This window comes from Shewanella sp. GutCb, assembly GCF_002836135.1.
Taxonomy (GTDB): Bacteria; Pseudomonadota; Gammaproteobacteria; order Enterobacterales; family Shewanellaceae; genus Shewanella.
Genome location: NZ_PJBL01000003.1, coordinates 70,665 through 94,453 on the forward strand (window position 1 = coordinate 70,665; position 23,789 = coordinate 94,453).

The 23,789-nt window shown below is 43.0% G+C and carries 17 protein-coding genes; 9 read left to right on the forward strand and 8 right to left on the reverse strand.

The annotated features are described in order from the left end of the window. The first annotated feature begins 354 nt into the window (after nt 1–354). Together CXF86_RS03600 and CXF86_RS03605 are read left to right on the forward strand one after the other, a co-directional pair. Nucleotides 355–4,422 (forward strand): collagenase, encoded by a 4,068-nt coding sequence (locus CXF86_RS03600; RefSeq protein ID WP_102038362.1) that lies wholly within the window; start codon nt 355–357, stop codon nt 4,420–4,422. 231 nt (nt 4,423–4,653) lie between these two features. Then, a complete protein-coding gene (locus tag CXF86_RS03605; RefSeq protein WP_219622720.1) occupies nt 4,654–4,995 on the forward strand; it encodes a DUF6482 family protein in 342 nt (113 codons plus the stop codon). A gap of 29 nt (nt 4,996–5,024) precedes the next feature. Here the strand turns inward: CXF86_RS03605 and CXF86_RS03610 are convergent, their stop codons facing one another. Then, nucleotides 5,025–5,741, reverse strand: coding sequence for an AraC family transcriptional regulator (locus CXF86_RS03610; RefSeq protein ID WP_180961012.1), 717 nt, complete (start codon nt 5,739–5,741; stop codon nt 5,025–5,027). 187 nt (nt 5,742–5,928) lie between these two features. Between CXF86_RS03610 and CXF86_RS03615 the strand changes: the two genes are divergently transcribed. From CXF86_RS03615 to CXF86_RS03630, 4 genes are all read left to right on the forward strand, one after another. Next, entirely contained in the window at nt 5,929–7,173 is a 1,245-nt protein-coding gene (locus CXF86_RS03615) for an MFS transporter (protein WP_102038363.1), read from the forward strand. 143 nt (nt 7,174–7,316) lie between these two features. Further along, nucleotides 7,317–8,015 (forward strand): DUF3313 family protein, encoded by a 699-nt coding sequence (locus CXF86_RS03620; RefSeq protein WP_101091397.1) that lies wholly within the window; start codon nt 7,317–7,319, stop codon nt 8,013–8,015. Nucleotides 8,016–8,419: 404 nt separating this feature from the next. Beyond that, nucleotides 8,420–9,019 (forward strand): Crp/Fnr family transcriptional regulator, encoded by a 600-nt coding sequence (locus tag CXF86_RS03625; RefSeq protein WP_145991653.1) that lies wholly within the window; start codon nt 8,420–8,422, stop codon nt 9,017–9,019. 110 nt (nt 9,020–9,129) lie between these two features. After that, nucleotides 9,130–9,654 carry a YgjV family protein gene (locus CXF86_RS03630; protein WP_102038364.1) on the forward strand — a complete coding sequence of 175 codons (525 nt, stop codon included), beginning with the start codon at nt 9,130–9,132 and terminating at the stop codon, nt 9,652–9,654. Between the two features lie 88 nt (nt 9,655–9,742). Here CXF86_RS03630 and CXF86_RS03635 read toward each other — a convergent pair whose 3' ends face one another. The 3 genes from CXF86_RS03635 to CXF86_RS03645 all read right to left on the reverse strand — a co-directional run bounded on the left by CXF86_RS03635 (nt 9,743) and on the right by CXF86_RS03645 (nt 15,779). Then, nucleotides 9,743–12,580 (reverse strand): TonB-dependent receptor domain-containing protein, encoded by a 2,838-nt coding sequence (locus CXF86_RS03635; RefSeq protein ID WP_102038365.1) that lies wholly within the window; start codon nt 12,578–12,580, stop codon nt 9,743–9,745. Between the two features lie 601 nt (nt 12,581–13,181). Continuing rightward, complete coding sequence (locus CXF86_RS03640) at nt 13,182–14,564, reverse strand: Na+/H+ antiporter NhaC family protein (RefSeq protein ID WP_101091394.1); 1,383 nt, start codon at nt 14,562–14,564, stop codon at nt 13,182–13,184. 276 nt (nt 14,565–14,840) lie between these two features. Then, nucleotides 14,841–15,779: a hypothetical protein gene (locus CXF86_RS03645; protein WP_102038366.1), complete on the reverse strand. Its 939-nt coding sequence runs from the start codon at nt 15,777–15,779 to the stop codon at nt 14,841–14,843. Between the two features lie 456 nt (nt 15,780–16,235). Here CXF86_RS03645 and CXF86_RS03655 point away from each other — a divergent pair, with 456 nt between their 5' ends. From CXF86_RS03655 to CXF86_RS03665, 3 genes are all read left to right on the forward strand, one after another. Next, nucleotides 16,236–17,351: a permease gene (locus CXF86_RS03655; RefSeq protein WP_102038368.1), complete on the forward strand. Its 1,116-nt coding sequence runs from the start codon at nt 16,236–16,238 to the stop codon at nt 17,349–17,351. Between the two features lie 183 nt (nt 17,352–17,534). Beyond that, nucleotides 17,535–17,768, forward strand: coding sequence for a ribosome alternative rescue factor ArfA (locus CXF86_RS03660; protein WP_101091391.1), 234 nt, complete (start codon nt 17,535–17,537; stop codon nt 17,766–17,768). Between the two features lie 452 nt (nt 17,769–18,220). Beyond that, a complete protein-coding gene (locus tag CXF86_RS03665; RefSeq protein ID WP_102038369.1) occupies nt 18,221–19,147 on the forward strand; it encodes a DMT family transporter in 927 nt (308 codons plus the stop codon). A 53-nt stretch (nt 19,148–19,200) separates the two neighbouring features. On the opposite strand, the gene CXF86_RS03670 is transcribed toward CXF86_RS03665, so the two are convergent. The 4 genes from CXF86_RS03670 to CXF86_RS03685 form a co-directional block, all read right to left on the reverse strand. Next, complete coding sequence (locus CXF86_RS03670) at nt 19,201–19,980, reverse strand: DUF3465 domain-containing protein (RefSeq protein ID WP_257985280.1); 780 nt, start codon at nt 19,978–19,980, stop codon at nt 19,201–19,203. Nucleotides 19,981–19,993: 13 nt separating this feature from the next. Beyond that, nucleotides 19,994–20,860, reverse strand: coding sequence for a 3'-5' exonuclease (locus CXF86_RS03675; protein ID WP_102038370.1), 867 nt, complete (start codon nt 20,858–20,860; stop codon nt 19,994–19,996). Between the two features lie 360 nt (nt 20,861–21,220). Continuing rightward, complete coding sequence (locus tag CXF86_RS03680; protein WP_102038371.1) at nt 21,221–22,075, reverse strand: pirin family protein; 855 nt, start codon at nt 22,073–22,075, stop codon at nt 21,221–21,223. Nucleotides 22,076–22,210: 135 nt separating this feature from the next. After that, nucleotides 22,211–23,539: a BamA/TamA family outer membrane protein gene (locus CXF86_RS03685; RefSeq protein WP_232775044.1), complete on the reverse strand. Its 1,329-nt coding sequence runs from the start codon at nt 23,537–23,539 to the stop codon at nt 22,211–22,213. Nucleotides 23,540–23,789 lie beyond the last annotated feature (250 nt).

Consider the following 23,789-nt stretch of genomic DNA (forward strand, 5'->3'; position numbering starts at 1 on the left):
ATAGTATATCCAGGGACCTCCTTCTAAACTTTTAAATATATTTAATCTTCCTGAAAATTAACAACTAATACCTATTTTTAGCTACTTATATCAAGAGGATAATAAACAACCAATCTCAATCCAAAGCTATAACATTTAGATAAATACTCTTTTCACCCTCCCCATTACTCGTAAAAAACCAACAGCACTTTGACATTGCATACATTATATTGTAAAAATAACCTCAAACCTAACATTCTCGCAACAACGCATTGCCGAGTAATTGAGTTTATTTAAGTAGAAATAAAGAGAGAAAGGAGTGATGGTGGTCGCAGCCTAGCTTCAATACCCCCTCCCCCATTGAGGCTACACAATATGATAAAAAAGATTAAACATAGTTTACCCTGTGTCATTTCACGCAAATCAGTTCTAACAATCGCTATTCTAGCTTCGTTAAATGTAGGAGCTGTACAAGCCGCTGAAATGTGTGGTGACAAAACCTTAGACAGGCAAGGAGAAGTTTCCGCTAACCAAGACCATTGCATTACTGATTACGGTCACTTTCTTTATATCAATGTCCCCTATGAAAACAGTGATGTCACAATTACCACTTCCGGTGGAAGTTATACCGGCACCGACGCAGATATCGTTTTATATGACGGTGATGACTGGAGTGGAAATCAACAGCTTGTCAGTAATACAGCAGGTACTAACAACGAGAGTATTTCATTTATTTCTCGAGCAGGTAAACGTTACTTCAAAATCAATGGCAATATCCAAGAAACCAACTTAAGAGCCAATATTACTGGCGGGGACATACCACCGCCTATGGGCGATTACATTGTTTTCGATACCAATATCAATGTCACTGTCCCTGCTCCCGCTATTTCTACAAAGTCTGAGTACGGCGCTACTATTGCGACTATTCTCGCTGCAAGTTACAGCGACTTTGAATCCATTGCGGCTGCAAGCCAAGATCCCATTGCAGACGTTTCCGACGCACTGCATTACCTTGCAAGTACCGATGATTTAGATGACCCAGATTTAAACCAACTATTGTACTTTCTTGCCTCTTATAAATATTACGCGGCAGCGATGACGGATCCTGAAGCACTAAACCTCAGTATTGCACTGCAGGCAGTGACTCAAATGACCGGTTTTATCGGCGATGCTGGCGGAGTGATTCAAGAAGGTTACGCAGGTGCACTTAATAATTTTGAGCGTGGCGCCGGCGCCGCGTACTTTAAAGATTTATTGCCGCACCTATTAGCGACTATTCAATACTATTCAGAGCAAACAGATCCATTTGCAGGTAACAATGCCGGCGACGCGACCATGGCGTTACTTAAAGCCGTGGGTTCAGCCGCATATTATGGAGACTCCGCGACTAAAGCGGCTTATAACGCTAATATGTTGGACGTCTTATCTGTGATGCGCTCGTTTGCCTATCTAGGCGAAACGTCACTTGATATGCGCTGGTCTACTGAAGCTGATAAAAAATGGATTATCCCCCATAGCTTTATCGCGCTAGGTAAAATTTCATCTATTGCTACCGACGAAGCTAAAGCACGCTTTGATAGCACTATTATTGAAGCCCGCGATAAGTTAGTTAATGACATATCAATTGAAACCACTGAAACCATTGTGACAAAGAATTACTTGGAGTCTGCGGGGCGACAGTGCGAGGCAAGTGATCCGCTTTATGGTCGCTGTATTGTACCGCCAAAAGAGGAAGACATTTTAACCATTCGCCACGAATGTACCGATAAGCTCATCATTCGCGCTCAAAGCAGTATTTCTCAGGCAACACTCGATCAGTCCTGTGCTGATTTATCACTGCAAGAAACCGAGTTCCACACTTTTTTCAACACCAATTCTATTCCTGTTCAAGGCGATGTTAACGACGTGCTTGAAGTGGTCTCATTTGCTTCGCCTGAAGATTATGAAAAATACGCACCGGAGTTCTTTGGGATAAGCACTGATAATGGGGGAATGTACCTTGAAGGTTCTCCAGAAGTTGTTGGTAATCAGCCACGATTTATTGCAATGCAGTGCCCTGACGCTTGGGTCGGTAACTCTTGTCAATATGAAGATCAAATTTACAACTTAAGACACGAATTCGTCCACTATTTAGATGGTCGCTATATCAAGAAAGGTTCATACGGTTCATTCGATTACAACGTCTCTTGGTCAGAGGGGATGGCTGAGTACATGGCCAATGGTAACGATCATCCAAGAACCAATAATACGCTGGAAGGTAAAACGATTCCGCCGTTATACAATTTGTTATTTATGGCTTATGGGTATGATGAACTCTATCAATGGAGCTATTATGCGATGCGTTATCTGTCAGAAGAACATAATGATGAAATCGTCAAGATAACTCAAGCACTGCAAGTGGGTGATAAAGATGCCTACACCGAAGTACTAAAAGGTGTTGCGGCACGGACTGAAGCAGGATTTGAAGCTTTTGTATTGGCTAATGTCAATGTGATAGCGCCACCAGCAGCAACCATTCCTGATACCAATGTCATTGGTGAATGCACGCTAACTCAGCAATACGCTCGCCATATTGATGCAGCAAAAATTGATTTCACCATTACCAATACCACCGATGTCCCAGTATCACTATTTTGGATAGACAATAACAAGGGAACCGCCGATTTTGCTAAGAACTACAAAACACTAAATCTGGGTGATAGCTATACATCGACTAACTGGAGTCAGGGCGATCGATTGATGTTAAGCGATAATGCCATGAACTGCCTCGGTGTTAGCGTCATGACCGACGACAGTAATAGCTTTACTATCGATGAAGAGCTTGTCAAAGATGTAGTACCTGAAGTACTGCCAGCACAAGACATGCTGGGTAGCTGTGAACTTGTAAGACCTCACCTAATAAAAGATGAGTCCCATGAGTTTACCATTACCAATACAACTGACTACCCAGTACGTTTATTCCGTATTGATAATCTAACAGGCAAGCCTAAATACGCAAGTGCTGCCACTGGTTTCGATTTTGGCTACGGTATCTTGAATAAAGGCGAAAGCTATAGCGCTGACATCTGGTACGGTGATCGTCGTTTTGTGGTTACCGATGCACGCCTCAACTGCTTAAGCGTTGGTGTACTTAATAACCCAACGGCTGACTTTACGATTGATGAGTCAACTATTGCCAATGCTGCGCAGCCTGAGATTATTCCAGAAGCTAATACCATTGGAAGCTGCGATCTTAAGGGTAAACATCTAACCGGCCCATTTGAAGCTGATTTTTCATTTACCAACAACAGTAACACCGCTATACGAGTTCACCGTGTCGACAATGAAACGGGAGAGCTAAGTGAAAGCTTTGGCTTTACCACTCTAGAGAATGGCGAAACCTACGATAGCGCAACAACCTGGAAGTGGTTTGGTCATCGCCGCGCAGCAATTACCGACGTAAACAACCAGTGTTTAGGTGTCGCGGTGATGTCACAAGAAAATGATATCAACGATTATCTAATCACCGACGAGTTAGTTGATGGTGGTGATAGTTCACCCGTAGATTCAGACGGCGATGGTGTTATCGATAGCGAAGATGCCTTCCCATTTGATAGTACCGAATCAATGGATAGTGACGGTGATGGAGTCGGTAATAAAGGCGATGCATTCCCATTTGATGCAACAGAGACGGTTGATACTGATGGCGACGGCATTGGCGACAATAGCGATGCTTACCCAACAGACCCCGACAATAGCGTGATCATCAGCTGCGGCGCAGCAACCATCAGTTCTGGCAAGTTAACCTTAGAAAAAGAAGAGTGTATTAGCGGTGGAAAAGGCAGCTACTATGTGTGGGTTGACGCAGACAACACCGACCTATACATCTCGACTCAAGGGGGCGATGGAGATGCGAATATCTATTTCAATGCCGATACTTGGGCGTCTTCGACCAATGCACAATCTAAGTCAGAAGCAAGTGGCAATCGCGAGCAATTGCATGTCGTTGCAAATCGGGGCTGGCGCTACATTAGCATCAATTCGAGCACGAGCTACAATGGCGTGTCGATGACCGTGAGTTTAGCCGACGGCTCAACGGTTGAACCAGTTGAACCCGGAGTTCCATCAGCATTGAGCAATATGTGTGATAGCACATTGCCTCAAGATTACGGCAGCATTAGCAATGGTGTGCCCATCTGTGTAAAGAATGGTCGTTCGTCTTTCTATATCAATGTGCCTGCTGGCACCCAAAGCTTAACCGCTGAAACGGGTCATGGCAGCGGTGAATTAGCACTTTATACCGGTGAGAGTTGGCCTAACGCAGACGACAATACTGGTATGTCGACAAACCTTGGTACTCAGGAAAAAGTGACCGTACAGCAGCCAAACTCAGGTTGGTACTACATCACAGTTCAAAGTACACCTAGCAGTGAGGACGTCACCTTAAAAGTGACACTTAAGTAAGTGTGTTAGTCGTAAGCTAAACCAGCACTAACACTGGCATAGAACTAAAAAAGGCAAACCATCAGGTTTGCCTTTTTCCTGTTATATCAAACAGACTAAATCAACCGGCATTTTGGCAACACCAAACGCACATGGCTTGAGCTCAGCCGCAAATGCCATTGGCAAAGTAAAACAGTGAACTCTTTCGCCTCTTTGAACGTAATGGAAAGTAATCAAAGGGAGCATTCTGCTATGGGTACATCTAATAAAGTTGCCACTATTGCGGCAATTGAAAGCACGAACAATCTGGATATAGTGGACAACAATATCACTCAGCAACGACAGCCATACTTACCTAAAATTATTGGCGTAGCTGATTCAACCCACTATTTGGTAGGCGCTAGCGATGCTAACAACAACTTTATCGAGCTCACTGAAGAGAGCTGCGTTGTTTGTGTAAGTTCTTTAGCACAAGCAAAACAGCTACTGCGCAATCATCACTACCGGGTCGCGCAACTCGAATACCAGACGGCATACGATGAGATGTGTGGACTGTCGAGCTGTGGTAATTATCATGAAACGATTAAGCTCTAAACTCTAAATTCTAAATTCTAAGGATTTACCTACAGATCATGTTGCTGAATATACTGCTTGGGTGACTTACCTAAGGTCTTCTTGAAAAAGGTGATAAAAGCGCTCGCCGATTCATAACCGAGTTCTTCTGCAATGCGCTGTACCGAGGTACCACTGGCTAGCTTTTGCAACGCTAAAACAATATGCAACTGACCGCGCCAACGGCCAAAAGTAAGCCCCACTTCTTGCTTAACCAATCGCGTTAGTGTTCGCTCACTCATGGCATAATCCTTGGCCCACGTGGCTATCGACCGTCTATCATCTGGCGTTAACAGCAATTGCGAAGCTATCGCCTTTAAACGCGGCTCCACTGGTGTCGGGAAATCATAATGCTGTGTCGGCATCTGTTTGAGCAGGTCAATTAACACTTCTACTAACCTCGCGGTGGCAGTATTAGGCAGATAATTTTGCTCTAAGCTGGTCAAATGTACTGTTAGCTCTCTTATCAGTGGAGAGATTGATAAGGTACAACTTTTTTCAGGCATACCTTGAACGTCAGGATCAATAAACAGCATACATACATTGGCGTTACTAGAGATCAAATTACCATGTAACTCCTGGCTTGGGATCCATACCGCACAGTTAGGCGGCACCATCCAAATCGCATCCGCAATCTTACACTTAATGTAACCACTTAACGCCATCACCAACTGGCACTTATGGTGCTGGTGCTGCGGGGTTTCTGCGTCGCGTTCCCCGCCCGTCATTTTCAAAGCCACCACTTTCTGTGGGAAAGCATCAGAATCAAATACTGGGAAAGAATGAATGTTCAACAAAATACTTGACCGTTTTAAGCAATAAAAAGTCACTATAGCTCAATTCAGTAAGCACAATGAAGCGTAAGCTGCGCACTTTACTGTAAAGCAGTTATCTTTTTTGCTCGAGGACAACACAATGGCAAAGCTCAAATCTCCTTTTCTGGCCAGCAGCGCCTTTTTAATGCTGGGTGTTTTACTGATCTCAGTGAGTTTACGCAGCCCCATTACAGGAATAGGTCCTTTACTCGACGCCATTCGTGCTGAGCTCAATCTATCCGCCACTCAAGCAGGTATGCTCACGACCTTACCACTGCTTGCATTTGCCTTTTTCTCCCCTATAGCGGCAAGACTTGGGCGCAAACGCGGGCTTGAACAAGCACTGATGTTATCGCTGTTATTAATCACGTTAGGCCTGGTTATCCGCTCATTGGGCAATACATTAGGCCTCTTTAGTGGCACGGTAATCATAGGTGCCGGCATTGCCATTGCCAATGTGCTGTTACCAAGCTTGATGAAACGAGATTTCCCTAATAAAATTGCCACCATGACTTCAATCTACGTATTGATGATGGGGGCAGGTTCGGCCCTCAGTGCTGGTTCGGCAATACCACTGGCTGAGTTCGCAGATTCACTCTCTATTAGCTTTATCCCCCATTGGGCCTTTTCGTTAGTCAGTCTAGTTTTGTTTCCCATCATTGCGATGTTGGTATGGCTGCCGCAATTGCGTAACCATACAGCTCCAACAAAAGATGCAATGGAACTTGATAGCCATAGTTACCTTTGGCGTAATGCTGACGCTTGGCACATCACCCTATTTTTAGCCATGAACTCATTTTTGATGTACATCTTCATCAGCTGGTTACCAACAATCTTGGTCGAACAGGGCTACAGCCACCATGAAGCGGGCGTTATTCATGGCACGTTACAGCTGTTCACCGCAGTGCCCGCCGTACTACTTATCCCGTTAATGGCTAAAATCGACGATAAGCGACTCTTGAGTTTCGGCTTAACCCTCATGGCGTTTATTGGGATCTTAGGGTTGATCCTTGCGCCCGCCCACGCAATGATTTGGGGAATGATGTTTGGTTTTGGCGCTGGCGGTGGTTTCATTGTCGCATTAGCGCTGATCAGTTTGCGTACCTCTAGCGCTCATCAAGCGGCTACATTGTCAGGAATGGCACAGTTTCTGGGTTATCTTTTTGCAGCAACGGGTCCCATTATAATGGGTGCTATTCATGAGGACACTGGCAGTTGGCAGCAACCATTAATCGTCTGTGCAGCCGTGGCGCTTGTTTGGAGTACATTCTCCGTTCTCGCCTCTAAGAGCAAGCTGATCACCTCAGCAACATTGCCTTTAGCACCGCGAGTCATGAGTAAATAATCAGCCTATATAACGCTAAATATATATCGTTTATATAAAGCTTATCTCGATTTGATAACGCCGCTCCTTTAAATCAATACACTGCAGAGACTGAAGCTAAGCACACTCGTGTTTAGCGCTTTCTTTCTTAAAGGTAACGACTGATGAATTTTTCTCCCGCTCATATACTGTGCACAAGTTTAGTATTACTACTGAGCGCATGCGCTAGCAATGCCCCAATTTCGGCAGATTATTCCACTGCAGATTTACCGACTAACCGCCAGTTTCATGAAGTTAATTATGGAAATAGTAATAAAGGGGTGCAGTGGGTCTCTAACAAAATAGAGCCTCATTACTACCACTCACTTATAGTGTCCCGAGTTGAGCTAACACCTGATACCCATTATGACGCGCAGATCCCGCTGTCGGTACTCAATGATTTAGCGATTAACGTCACCAGTAAACTAGGTGATTACATATCGCCATCGATTGATGTGGTCGATAAAGCCGGTGAACATGTAGCAGTGTTATCAATCAGAGTGAGTCGTGCCACAGTGGTCAATGCCGATCTAAAACTCAGACAACTAATGCCAGTTGGCGCTGCACTTACCTTGTTAAAAGGCGTTACAGGAAATGAGAGTAAAACAGCTAAAATCATCATTGAAGCCAAGATTAAAGACAGTGTTTCAAAAGAGCTATTAGCGGAGCGGATCTCAATCATCGAAGCCACTGGGGCGATAAAAGGTGACTATGCTGAGCTTAATTACAATCAAATCCAATACAATGTCGCCAGACTAGAAGGTGAAATCCGTACTTTTATTCAGTCTGCGGCCTATGAAGCACGCCAAGCGCCTGCCCATTAACGATGGTAAATGGTTGTTGCTAAAAATAAATGAACAGTGAGAGTCAGAGTTACCATCATTTGGGCCCATTTGGGTTGATCACTGCCATTCTCTGGGTCATTGAGCGTTATCCAAGCTAAAATCGCGCCTTAGGATTTAACACTGGATCACCTTCACAATCTTATGGCACTATTTCCAAGCTTTAATGACGTGCACTGCTGGCTTGTTGAAGATACATTTTGATTCGTATCACTGACGTTGAGACTTAATTCTCTCAATACCATTTAGTGGGAGTAGCTTCGGAGATATTGGCCATGTAACCTTGGCGCTTGCCTAGTACGCTTTTTGATCGGAAGCGCTTTCAAGACATATAAAACAATGAGAAGCTTGGCTAGAGTGAGTGTAATAATTAATTGATGAACGCTATGAATATCGATTCAAAATCTATCCAAGTTGATAACTGTCTAAAGGTGCTCTCCACCGCGTTAAACACATTGGGCCTCGATCAAAGCGCTATTGATGAAACGTTACTTCAATGTCAGTGTTTCAATGCCAGTAGTGGCCAGATTTTATTACGCCAAGGTCAACCACAGAATAACGCCTACTTTATCGTTTCTGGGATCCTTAAAGCTTGTCATTATAGTGGGAGTGGCGCTGACTTATCTAAGGAGTTCTATTTTACGCATGAGCTTTGCTTCCTTTACGCCTGTTGGTTAACCGGACATGTAGCTGAATATCAAATAGAAGTAGTAGAAACCGCACAACTACTGCAAATACCTTTAAGTTTGCTGTCTCAACCACAATGGCAAACCGGTAAAATAGCATTACTTAGCCAGCAACTAATTTATAAAGAACAAAAAGAAGCTTTCTTGTTACTTAATACCCCTGAGCAGCGTTATCAATTCTTAATCGAACATCGGCCTATTTGGGTTAAAAAACTCAATAATATTCAGTTAGCCAGCTACATTGGTATCAGTCCTGTGAGTTTATCTCGGTTAAAGTCACGACTTTTCGAGCAAAGCTAAGTTTAATCCCCCTAATGAACTTAGGTTAATTACTGTCGCTGCGATTCAATATAGTCTTAAAAAAATGAAAGGCTTACAACCCGTAAGCCTTATAATATTAAGGCTGCAGTATGTCTGCTTTTATGCTGTCACAATGCTTAATTGCTATCGCAATTGTGTTCGATATTCTTTCATTTCAATTTAAACAAAAACAAAAAATAGTGGCCTGTTTATCTGTTTCCGGCGTACTCATAACCAGCCATTTTGCACTACTTGAACAATGGACGGCCACAGCGTTAATGTTACTCGCAACCATCAGATATTTCGTCACTATTTTTAGCCACTCAAAACGCTTAATGTATATTTTTCTATCTTTAAACACACTCGTAATGATGCTAACTTTTTCCGGAATGTTGAGCTTACTGAGCTTTGCCGGCAGCTCAATTCAAACCATGGCAGCTTTTTGTCAAAGCGATCAACGTCTGCGGCAACTTATGCTCATAGGTACCAGTATATGGCTTATCAATAATATGCTCGTTGGTTCACCCGCTGCAGTGTTAATGGAGTTGCTCTTTATTGGGAGTAATCTTATTGCTTACCATCGCTATTATGGTTTGATTGTTAAAAATAAAAAAAAGATTGAGCAAAGTTCGTGATAAAACATAAAAAAGCCAGTAGTGATTAACTACTGGCTTTCAATTAATTAGCAATGTCCATTTAGGACATTGCTATCTTAAGTTACTACTAAATCTTATAGTTAGCACCTAGGAAGAAAGCACGACCGGTAGTGTCATACAAACCAGCACCATCATAAACATATGGGTTACGTGGTGGCGCTAAGTCGAACGCATTCTTCACACCAAAGCGTACAGACAATGAATCAGTGAAAGCATACGAACCAGTAAAGTCCCAAACTGTAGACGATGGAATATCGTTATAGTTGTTGTTCTCTGGCTGCCAATCATTACTAGCAACTGATGAATGACGATAGTTTGCTCTTGCTTCTAGATTAAGTACATCTAAGTTCCAACCAAGGCTAAACATCGCTTTCCAGCGAGGGTCGGTATACTCACCAACATCAACCTGTAAATCTTCAGCAAAACCAGTCGGGTTAGTTTGCCACTCTTCTAGATACGTTGCGATAACGTGAACTTTAAAGTCACCAAAGCTGTCAGTTGGGATATCGTACTGACTTTCAATATCAACACCTTTAACATCAAACGAAGCTGAGTTTACAGGGCTCTGGACGAAATCAACGATATCGCCAGTCGAACCATCACGGGTAAATCGGCTGCAATAAACATTATCTAACGACTCAGAGTCGTAGCAATAACGAACTGCCACATCTACGTCGATATATTCAATTGCATCTGAAATTTCAAAAGCCCAGTAATCAACTGTGATAGAGAAACCTTCAAGATAGCTAGGCGTATAAACAGCACCGACTGTGTAATCGTTTGAAGTTTCGGCTTTTAGATCAGCGTTACCTGCATTACTACCAGGGGTATTACTCTGGTAAAACGAATCACTTGGATTCCAACCTTCTGGTAAGCCACTAGCCTGACAGTTTGCTTTACGATTGTCATTTGGACCTAACTCGACGTTGATTTTGTCACAAACGTCAGTAAAGCTTTCAAATGTCTGTCCAGCAGGACTAAATAGCTCACCAATGTTTGGTGCGCGTACAGATTTTGACTTTGTTGCACGAATACGAAGATCTTCAATTGGTGCCCAGTTTAAACCGACTTTCCAAGCATCGTCATTACCCGCGGTGCTGTAATCCATCCAGCGATAAGCAAGGTCAATTCCTAAGTCATGTGCAAGGAACATATCAGACAATAGTGGAATACTAAATTCAGCTGCAAACTCGGTTACATCATATTCACCCTTCATAGGGTTAGCATTGTTACCAAAAATAGTACCATCGACTAACGCTTGATCTGGGTTTGTTTCTGACTCTTCCTTACGGTAATCAGCACTGAACGCAGCACTAACATAACCCGCTGGTAAATCAAATAACGCACCACTAACCACTAAACCAGCAGTTGTTTGGGTTGTTTTAGCAGTTTGGCCTGCGCTAGTACTAACCCAGTCGACAGCAGCTTGGCTTGCTTGGTTTTCACCAAAAAGATTTAAAGGAACACAGCCTGCTGCTTGTGCGTCGGTATCGCGACAAACGATACTGCCATCAGCTGCAAAGACTGAATCTTTAGCTTGGTTATAACGGGCATCCCAAATCTCACCACCCCATACAGTGGTTTCATCTAGCTGACCACGTTGAGCATGAAAAGAGTAATCCCAATCATCGCTGATAACACCTTCGATACCGATTAGGAATCGCATTGTTTCGCGATCTTGGTTATAAGTACGGTTACCAAACTCTCTATCCATACGATAAAGGTTAAAGCCAGTCATTCCTGTGTCAGTCATTAGCTGACGCGTATCATCAGGAAGGAAAGCATTATCTGCTGCGATAGGGTTGTTAGTATGGAATACTGGTGAACTTTCACCGTTAGATTGATAATCAACATAAGTAATCTCAGTGAAGATCTTATGATCGTCATTGATTTCATAATCAGTATTTAACGTAAACACCATGCGCTCTAGCGGTGTACGTACTAAACCGTAGTTTACAGGATCATAACCTTCACAGCTTGGGCCACAGTAATTACCATTGTTACCCGGACCTTCAATTAGACCTTCGCCGTAATCAAATACCTTCATATTGCCATTTTTATCGAAGGTGTATTGACCACCGTCATCAGCAAAGAAAGTACCCGCTTCATTAATCCAAGATAGCGGCTTACGCCCCTCATAAGCAATACGTGCTGGAGCACCATCAGATGTGTCTGGATTATAAATACTATTAACTGGGTTATCTAAGAAATCTCTATCTGATTTACGTAGCTCTTGTTGCTCTGCATAGGTAAAGTTAAATACCGTAGAAAGCTTATCATCAATGAAGCTGCCGCCCGCTGTAAGGGAGAACTGGCTTTCTTCACCGCCGCTTTGCTCTGGCTGAATATAAGAAGCATCAAGCTCAATGCCTTCTACGTCGGTACGAGTAATAATGTTAATAACACCCGCTATGGCATCAGAACCATATACCGCAGATGCACCACCGGTAATCACTTCGATTCTTGCAACCATTGCTGTTGGAATAGTGTTTAAATCGACAGCTGAGCTACCATTTGAACCTGCAACAAAGCGACGACCGTTAACTAATACTAGAGTACGGTCAGAGCCTAAACCACGTAGGTTTGTTTGGTTCAGCCCGTTTGCAAAAATCGTATTATTTGATGTTTCAGGAGAGATACCAACAGTCGATGACGGAAGTTTATTCAAGATATCGGCAACGTTAGTGATACCCATATCCATCATATCCGCACCAGTAATGATAGTTACTGGAGTTGGAGACAATTGACCAATACGCTTAATTTTTGAACCTGTTACTTCAATTCGTTCTATTTTGTTTTCATCTTGCTCTTCAGCATAAACTGCCGTGCTTGCAAGTAACGCTGCACTCGTAGTTGCAAGTAACGCAACTCGTACTGCATTAGTTAAACTGCTTATTGATGTCATATTCAACATTCCCTTTGTTAGTTATGTACTCAATTTTTTTAATCTTATTGAGTTTTATAATTTTTTAATGTGAAACCTTCAACATTTACAGCCATCAATTTACATGCTCAACACATTTAGTCAACAATAAGTGCGACTTTAATTAAATAAACGTGAGTAAAGTTAAATTTCCAGCAAAGGGGACTCGGAATGAAACAAAAAATCAACATCTAAAGTGAGGCGTATCCAGCAATGGTGTACATTTAGTGAACTCTACTTAACAACCGTAGGGATAGGCTCGCGCTTCATTTAAATGTTATAACGCAAAAATCCAGTACTATTCAGGAGGGTCAAAATATAACTAATAAGATTAAAGAGGGGCTATTTATATATAAGTAATTTAGTGGTTTCTTAAGAAAATAAATGACAATCTCGCCCGCGGCTTTAATACTGCTCTTCTAAGATTAATTAGACTCACTTTGGGTTCTAAATATGATGAATAAGCTAACGCCTATAGCTTTAAGAGCGCTCTAACCTTTCAACAGAGACATAAAGCCAGTTTTCCTCTGATATAAAAAAGGGCCGCACTTTAAATGCGGCCCTTGTCTATTACGGTTGATTTTTACGCTAACAGTAAAAAACCGACAAACGTAAAGGCGGCCACGATTAACGCATAAGGAAGTTGCGTGACTGCATGGCTCACTAGATTACACCCCGACCCCTGAGCGGCCAATACAGTTGAGTCAGAGTAAAAACAAGCCTGACTGCCAAAAGAAGATGCTGATAACAAAGCGCCAATAACCAGTGAAATATTGGCATCGACCGACTGTGCTAACGGCATAACAATTGGAATCGAGACTGCAAATATCCCCCAGCTAGATCCTGTTGCAAACGCTAGCACTGACATTGTTATAAACACCACTGCGGGCAGTAACTCTGGGGTCATATACGGACTCAAGCTGCCAATAACAAACTGAGGCAACATCAACTTGTCGCAAACATCTTTAAAGATAAACGCCGCTATAACAGTACCGATAGCGGGAAGCATGTTCTTAAAGCCATCAATCATCTGTTCCATCATATCTGACAGTGGCATCAATTTTTGTATGCCGTAATAAGGCAAGGTGATCGCTAACGTCGCAATCAGCCCTTTAAGTACATCGATATCAAAATAAACGGTAAAGCCAACCAACAACAAAATTGGCACAAAGAAGTTATGCAGTTTTCCGCCGTCATCGGCATGTTTAAATTCATCTTCAATCGCTTTAAGCGCATATTCATCAGAGGTTTGCACCGCATCTAAATCCATTTGCTTAATGGCGGGTTTACCTTGCATCGCGGCAAGCTGCGCTTTTTTCATCGGCCCAAATACCGGCACGATCCCTAAAATAACCAGCAGGACCATTAGAACGGCTAACCATGCATAAAGCATGTACGGAATAGCCTGCATATAAACCGCAATTCCCTGGCCTTCGCTAGCAATGCCGTTATCGACCAACAAGCCGCCAAAAAATACCGCCCAAGTGGACAGTGGCACCAACACACAAATAGGTGCAGCGGTTGAATCAACCACATAAGCCAGCATTTCACGCGATACTTTAAATTTATCAGTCACCCGCTTCATGGTTGAACCCACCGTGAGCGCATTAAGGTAATCATCAATAAAGATGACCACGCCTAAAATAAAGGTCATTAAAAGTGATGACTTCTGCCCTGTTGCCAATTTTAAAGCGTGACGACCAAATGCCATTGAACCGCCAGTTTTCACCAGTAGCGCAATTAAAGCACCGAAGCCACCGCACACTAAAATAAGCCAACCAATGGTTTCATCGGCCATAACAGATAACGAAGTATCAGCGAAATTGGTTAGCATATTAGCGCTGTCATACATCGCTAAACCCACTAATGCGCCAATAATCAAAGAAAGGATTGGGCGGCGTAGCACAATGGCTAACACCAATACCACCACAGGTGGGACAAGACTTAAGGCTGTCGGCTCAGACATGCGCTAAGGTCCTTATATAAAGTGCCAAAATGGCAAGGTTATTCACCAAACTCATACCGTTAATTGTTGAGTTCAATTGCTGCTTTATCCTTGAGAAGCCCGCCTTTTACCGGTCTTTAATGGAACCCTTAGAAAAACATCGCGCCGAAAATAATCCTCAATGGCTTTTGAGTCAATAAAAATTATTATTCGGTGGCCGTTTTTATTGCAAATTCATATGTAAATCAGCTAAAAATCTCAAAAGAGAGAATTAAATACTCGTTTTACGACTCATCCCTAGTCACTTTCATCAGCCTTAGAGATAAACAGACGACTAACGTCGTTGCTCCATAGCTGAATAATTTTACGGCTTTTGGCTTTATTCCAAAAACATTTACCAAACAAAATGATCCCTGCACCTTCAAAGTCGCGGCGCTCCTCTAAACCAAAGCGAGAGATCAGTGAATTGGCAAACATATCAATGGGGATCCCCACATCTTTAGTCTCAGCGGGATTCAACCACAAACGCTCTTTATCGGTATGAGAGATGGTGCCCCAATACAAACGCGGTGCACCGTTTTCAGTCGGCTCGGCATCGGCGAAATTTACAAATAGGTTTTTAGCACGCCAGCGATATTTATCATCGGTATATACCCAAAGATCCGATGTTGCCAGATCACTGCCGCGCAATAAGCTATGCAATACCTTTTCCAGTCCTTGAGTAGCAACCCGCTTTTTAGCGCTGGTTTCATCTTCTGTTTTAACGGCTGTAGGCCCAGTGAGCTCAGGTTTTAATAGCTCAGCTGTTGATAAGTCTGCCGCCACTGGCATTGGGGTTATGGCTGTAGGGTTGTTAGATTGGGTTTCATTTTCGATAAGCACTTTGGTGACCGTTGACGGTGTTTTGGCTTTAGTCATTTTTGGCGCACGGCTAAAATCGATAATCAGCGCATCGCTATCAACCACCAACTGATTAACTTCAATCGCGTGTTGCTCTTCACGCTCTTTGGCGGCAGAAGGTTTAAACTCAGCGCAATCAGCTTGATGATAACGCGAGCCAAAGCATGCGGCTTTACCATCTTTTGACGCTTTACGGTAATAGGCTTTACCTGCACACGCTGGGCACAAAAGTGCTTGGCGATATTTTTCAATATCAGCATCAGATAACTTTTGAAACTTAAATACCGAATAGGTTATCGGCTTGGTTTCGTCATATAGGCAAACAGCATCAAGCATGATTTTTCCTTTAAGCCTTTGAAAAAACTGTTACCATCATAAGCATTTGCTCTATTTTAACAATCAAATTATCACTAATGATTCACAGCCATTGAGCTTTCATGTTTATTTTGGTCATAGCTTCGTGACCATGCAGCAAGACAAAGACGATGCAGCGACAACACCGTGAAAATGGCAAGTACACCCCCTTATATTATCAGAGCATTATCAGTCAAATCAGCATGGTCTTCTGGTGCTTATTAGCCCCTTTCCTTGAAGTCCAAAGTGGCTACAACCAACATTGCAGCCGTTATTTTAACAAACATAAAGCCTTTTACTTTGGTATTTACCCTGACACTCATTTCGGTAAAACTCGAAATATAAATTGACTAAATTTAAAATACGTTTATTATCAGCCCATCTTAATTATTTCGGTAATTCCGGAAATAACAAACAAACATTTGTAAGGTCAATATTATGAGTCCTGAAATCATCACTATGGCAAAAGAAACAGCGAATATGTTCCTGTTTTTAGCCGCTGAATTAACGGTGCTATTTCTTGCTATTAGCTACATTGTCGGTATTTTGCAGGAGTATATCCCGCCCGAAAAAATACAATCGATTTTAAGCTCTAAAAAAGGTAAAGGCTACATCATCGCCGCTCTACTTGGCGCCATTACACCATTCTGTTCATGCTCAACTATCCCCTTTTTAAAAGGGTTGCTCAGAGCAAAAGCGGGTTTTGGCCCAATGATGGTTTTCTTATTCTCTAGTCCATTATTGAACCCGATCATTATTGGCCTATTTGTGATGACCTTTGGCATTAAAGTCGCGGTATTCTATTTCTTAGTCGCTATGGTTGTGTCTGTTACCGCTGGCTATGTTTTAGAAAAACTTGGATTCGAGCGTTATGTGAAACCTGAAGCTTATGAAGCGGCAACGCCTTCTAGTTGCGGGACTAGTTGCGGGACTACGGACAAAAAACCAGTAACAGAGGCCGTAAAAACAATCTCTAGCGGCTGCGTACCTAAGCAAGAAGTGCAAGCGGTAATGCAGAGCAGTTGCAACGCAGAACCTGCACTGGCAACGGCTGGTACTTGTAGCCCTGCACCGCAAAGTGGTTGTGGAACACGTTCTAATGCAGCAAGTTCATCTGCTGTCAGTGACACCGTGAAACAAGACAACCGCTGGATACGTGTATGGCGCTCAACGTGGAAAGACTTTAAACAAGTTTTACCTTACCTAATGATAGGTATTTCACTTGGCTCATTAATCTATGGTTTTATGCCTACAGAACTGATTGCTAAATACGCAGGAGAAGGTATGTGGTATGCCATTCCTATTGCGGCGATAATCGGTATCCCTTTGTATATACGTGCAGAAGCGGTGATCCCTTTAAGCTCAGCATTAGTTGCCAAAGGTATGGCGCTGGGTTCGGTTATGGCATTGATTATCGGTAGTGCCGGTGCCAGCTTAACTGAAGTAATCTTGCTCAAGTCTATTTTTAAGAACCAGATGATAGCGGCATTTTTAGCAGTGATCCTCGGTATGGCGATAGGTGCAGGCTATCTTTACAGTTTCATTTTTGCCTAAGCTGACCCCTCTGTAATGGCTAAAGCAAAAAAGCATTAGCGCGTACAATTAATAAGCGTATAATTACACTGTGGTTAAGACTCTATTAAACGAGGAAGACTTAACTGCAGTGCTTTCTACCGTTAGCAAGCACTCACAAGTCGTAAGTCCAAAAATGAATATATTAGCTAGAGGAGTCACATGATGGCAAAACATCGTCAGCAACAACCGCAGATTGAGCATGAAAGTGGTCGCGGCGTCATTAAAGATAACGCGCTAAAGGCAATCGTCACCAGTACCTTGTTTAGAACACGGACTGAGAAGCCTAGAAAGGGCAAAGGGTCTTACAACCGCAAACAACAAAAGGGGCAAAAGCTGAAGGGCTTAGCCCCTTTTGACTATCTGGCACTGAGCCTTTTTTATAGAATAGCTCGCTAGCTTCCCCTTCCCCAAAACCTAACTAACATCTGTCCCTAAACTCTCGCATAATGACCGTTCACTTTGCCCTGTAAAAACCTGCCATTAATTAAATTAGCGATTGTTGAATTTATCGGTTGACGACAGCCTGCAACAACTAGATTATTGAGCTTTCGAGACACTATATTCAGCTTGGTTAAATGACGCTTCTATTCACCTCTATTTATACGCAAATTAATTGTCTGACACTGCGACTCCTCGCCAGTGTGATGTGGCATTCTAGCTGCGCGGTAAATTGGGAATATAATAAATAGTTAGCCATTAATTCTCGATTCCACACCGCAAAGAGTCTGCAGCGCGGTGATGGATATTCCCCTCTTTACTCGCCCTTCTCTCCTGCGGTTCTATATTCATCTGTATCATTAGCGCGAGTCATGATTGATGACCCTGCTATAAGCGCAAGGAGTGTTGAAATGTCAACAACAGCATTACCCAAGATGGTTCCAGCGGCATTTTTGTCGGTGGTATTAATTTGGTCGACAACGCCGCTAGGCATCGTCTGGAGCAGTGAATCAGTACATCCAACGATGGCGGTTTTACTGAGAATGCTAATTGCGCTGACTTTAGGTGCGCTGATCATACTAATTGCACGTATTCGACTACCATGGAGTGCAACCGCGAGAAGGCTATATGCCGTTTCTTCGATCGGGATTGTTGGCGGGATGCTACTCAGCTATTTTGCCGCCCGATATATCCCCTCTGGCATCATGTCGCTGATCTTTGGTTTATCACCATTGATCTCAGGCTTATTAGCCCAGAAAATACTCAATGAGCCCAAATTTGGCCCAATGCGATTAGTAGCGTTAGTCATGGCATTCATCGGACTTGGCATTGTATGTTCATCTAAGCTTTCACTTGAGAGTGATAGTTGGATTGGACTGCTATTGATCCTATCTGCGGTGAGTTTGTTTAGCTTGAGCGGAGTATTAATCAAAACGGTTAAGATAAATATCCACCCCATTGCCAGTACCGTGGGCGCACTTATTTATTCAACACCAATGTTTGCGTTAGCCTGGTTATTATTTGATGGTACATTGCCGATTGAGACTTGGCAGCCTCGTTCACTGTTAGCGATTACTTATTTGGGCGTTTTCGGTTCACTTATTGGTTTTATCAGCTATTTCTATATTTTGCAGCATCTCAATGCCAGCACGGTTGCGTTAGTCACGCTGATTACTCCGGTATTTGCTATGATGTTAGGCGCGCAACTCAATGGTGAAGCCATTACCCAAGCCTTAGCGATAGGTGCTTGTTTTGTATTAACCGGTTTAGCCTTGTATCAGTTTGGCGATCCCTTGCTGAATAAGCTGTCTAAAAAGAGAGCCAGTCGCAAACGTTAACTGCAATTTAAGATAAACGGCGGATCATACACGCCGTTTATCGATAGCGACCACTATTGATACGTTTGCCCTTGATGCTTTAACCAGCCAGCAACATGCCGACCTTTAGGATCATGATGGGTCCAGTGCACCACGCCCCCACGATCATTATATTCATATTCGCCCTTAAACAAGACGCGATCTCCGATCTTCAAGCTATCGATCTTCGCTGCCAAATCTATATTATGCGCAATCAGTAGAGTTTGGCCGCTTGAAAGCGTAATAATAAACCTTTGGTGACGGCTGCCTTTATTGTCGTCCGGTAACAGTCGACTCACAACCCCAGCGCTCTGCACCTGTATGCCACTTCGCTGTTGAGAAAAGGCTTGGCTTATCTGCTGCTCATCCGCAGCAACGGCACTCGATATATACGCGGAAGAGCTATAAGCACCAGAATTATTAGGCGTAGACACTCGGTTATAGACAAAACTAGCAATCGCCAATACCACTAGCATTATCGCAATACGATATAACATGCCTTTTATCGATTTAGCAGGTTCAACTTGATTGTCGAGGGCTTTTTTATCGTTAGTTTTGATCGGTTCAGTACCATCTTCAAAGGTTTCTGGATTGCTTTCGACGCCTTCAATCCTTGCCGAAAATGCGCGTTGTTTAGCATCGGCTTGGGTCTCTATTTGAAAATACAAAATATCACCAACCAATGGTCGCCTAGCCATATGTTGTAGTGCTGACATATGAATAAACACATCACAGCCCTCTTCTGCATTCTCTACCCGGATAAAACCATAGCCTTTGCTGTCATTCCAGCGAACTAATTGTCCCTTATTTATCACTGCAATCCCTCGTTTAAAAACGTTGTTGTATTGATTTTGGCCACAAGGCTTTATAAGCACTGAGTTGCTCAAACAGTGCATGAAAAATATCTAATGCCGCTAAGGCATCGCCTGCGGCGTAATTAATCTGCTCTGCTGATAGTGATTTATCAAGTGGAATAGCCCAGTTAGATAACGTCACCCGCTTACTCTTAGGTAATTTAAGCGCCAGTACCGTCGCAGCTATTTGCACGGTGCCCATCTGTTTTGCTGCGCCAAGTTGATTCATCAACCAATTGAGATCGAGTATAGGATTGAGCGCAATACCAAAGTCACGCTTCACCGCATTAACGTCACTGCGAAGGCCGATACCAATCTTAACGATATTCGAATCCTCGCCTAACACCTCAGTAAGTGCCGTTTTAAAAGGCAAAATATTGCTGCCAACCATTCTAAACAGATAACAATGGCTGCTCGTCGCAATTTGAATCAAGGAAATAGGATTGGTATTACGACGACCTTTTTCAAAAGTAGCCGCCGTTTCAGTATCAAAACCAACCCATTGCTGCGCCTTAATATCGTCAATAACAGCCGCTAAAGCCTCAACGGTCACGATGACGATTTGACGCGATTTGCCGTTTAAATTATCTGTTACCTTTTGAGTTTTATCGATACGGTAATCGCTCAAACGGTCGATATCCCTATCACTCATACGGCAGATTAAATTCGTACGCAGCAGCAGCCAATCAAGTTTTTGCTGATTTTTTTCGTTAGTGATAGAACTCAAGAATGCTTGTTCAGCACTTTCCATTGCCGCGAAGTAAGCATCTGCTTCCGCACCAAGTGCTTGCCTAAGCAACACCGACTTGTCTGCTGCCAATCCAAATTTATATAAGCTCATACTGTGTTTCTCAACGGTTTTAATCGCTATTAAGCAATGACTTCTCGCATCGAATCATAACTCGAAATCACACCCTATTGCGTAATAAAATCCAACTGATGAGTACCTAATCTGTCTAATACAACAAGAATAAGGTGCCGACAGACATGAAAGCTGACTTTATCTTAATCGAGCGCGATAGGTTCAACGACGATGCTAGCAGATATGGCCAACACAGTTCACCAAACTTGGGGGCGATGGCAAAGCAGTCTTTAATATAGAAGATATTCAAGGGTAACTCGCCATTAACTAACCAATAAGGCGAGCATTATCGCTCGCCTTATTTAACCCCGTTATTTTAGGGGCTGTTCATCAATCTGCTTACGTTGGCGGAATATCACCAAAACGACCATTTTGATAATCATCAATAGCCTGACGGATCTCAGCTTGGGTATTCATGACAAAAGGTCCCATGTGCACGATATCCTCTTTGATGGGTGTCCCCACTAATAACAACACTCCAGCCCCTAAAGCCGTAGCCCTGAGCGTTAAAGCGACTTTAGCATCGAGCAGTAATAATTGTTGCGCTTCATAGAGCTCTCCAGTGTCACTCGTTAGCTGCCCCGCATAGATATAAATCCCGACAAATGGGTGTTTATCCAGTCTCAGCTCTGCACTGCCATTGGGGTCGAGTATCAAGTCTGCTATTTCTGCTTTTCCAGCAAGCTCTTGAATGGGCGCTGTCACTGTTTTCCCTGCAAAGTCCCAATGACCAGCCAATGCTCTTAACTTAACGTCATGTGAATTGCTCACCTCTGGGATGGGCGTATTGCTGGTGTCTTGATAACGTGCTGGGCGCATCTTTTCGCTGGCAGGCATATTGAGCCAAATTTGAAAACCATGTAAGCCAGTATCAGCATCGGCTAAGGGCATCTCAGAATGGATCACGCCACTTCCTGTGCTCATCCATTGTACATCACCCGCCTGTATCGCTTTGACGTTACCGAGCTGATCTTTATGCTCCATACCGCCTTTGAGAATATAGGAAAAGGTTTCGATACCACGATGTGGGTGTGGAGGAAAGCCGCCAATATAATCCGCTTTATCATCTGACTTTAGCTCATCAATCATCAGAAAAGGGTCAAAGTGACCGTGAGTAAAATCGGCGATGCGAGAGATATTAACACCGTCACCATCCATGGTACGCTGCGCTTGATGCTGACTAATAATGTTCATATGTTTCACCTAAATAGTTATCGACTATATAAGAGTAACAATCAGTGATTAGAATGAATAACGCGAAATATGGCGGTTTTCATTCTAATAATACGAAAGAAGCGACCATTTTATGGGTGAGTCAATGCGTTGATACTAAAACGGATGGTCAACCATAACCCAACCGTTAGTCGCTTCATCGGAATGAGCGATATCAAAGCGGATCACAATACCGGCGGTTAATGCTCTTAACGACAAACCGTAATCAACTTTAAGATCAGACAGTAAAGTGCTGGCGGTATATTCTGGTGCCACTCTACCCGCTTCAACAAAACCAACCACTTGAAACCAATCTAATCTCAAAAACTTCAACCAATTAATGTCTTCTATCGGGTTATATTTCAAAGTATAGCGATATTCAGCACTGCTATAGATGGCCGCTTTGTCATGGAAGCGATTTTGATCGAAACCTCGCATACGATAAAATCCACCTAAAGTTGCACCTTCATTGTAGGGCGCGTTGTTGGTGACTTGTCGCCCGCCGAGTGCGTCATATTCAAGATCCCATGATGGCGAGTAGCCTGTCCAAAAGTTGAGTGCGAGTATTCGCTGACTGGCATAATCTGACTCTCCAAATGAAAAATACTTACTCATATCGAGGTTCATAAATGTCCACTCATTATCAGAGTCTAACCATGCTGCATCGTGAGAAACTGAAAAGTACTGACTGCTACCACTTGATGGGTTAACCGAAAAATCAGTGTTGTCGTATAAGATCCCCAATTCTATGGCATGGATGGTGCCATCAAGCTCGCCATCGACAAATTCAAAACTTTGATAACGGTTAAACTGGCGTAACACCACCACGGTTGCGCCGCTCTCAAGCGGATCCCAGCTTTTGCCACCACTTGGCTCTGACACTAATAAGCCATTTTTAAGCTTGTATTCAACCATACCCTTATCTTTCGTCGCACCAATTGGTAATGCATACTCAAGCTTTATATCAAACCAGTTTGATGAACCATTGGCTTCTAAGAATTGTAGATTGGTTGAATCATTACTTCCTGGAAGTGGAGTACCCGCAGGAATTAACTCTTGCCTCCCTCCAGCATAAGCACGTTGATCAGGGTAATAACCAAGAAAACCGTAGGCACTTAAGAAAAAGCGTTCTGTTTTTGGCAGTTTAAAATTCCAAACGCCGAGCCCAATACCTTGGCTCACATCACCACCAAATACGGTGCCACCAATGGTCATCTGATCTTGGAAGTAGCCACTGAGCATGCCACCTAAACCAATGTTAAGGCCCATAGATTCAGAGTTGAAAAAATAAGGTAAAAGCAACTTTTCTTTAACATTGTCGGGCGTCTCAGCCCTGTCAATTGAGGTTTTAACATTAGCCGCTGGCGCTGCAAGTGTGCACATAGGTAACAACGCGAGTGCGAAGATACCGCTATTGAACGCGCTAATATTGGTTTTTAAACCCATTTAATTCCCCAATTCAATAATGCGTGAATACGCCAAAACTCAGCAAAGCTAATTAACGTCAATATAAGTTTTATCTTACCCACAATACACATACCAACCAAGTAAACAAAACGGTATTAATAAAATAGTACCAACAAAATAACAACATCTGATATCTTACAAGTAAATAAACGACATACGCATTTAATTGACGGGAGATTCAATTAAGAGTTCATGTGAAGTAAGTCGTAAACCAGGTTTCAAGAAAACG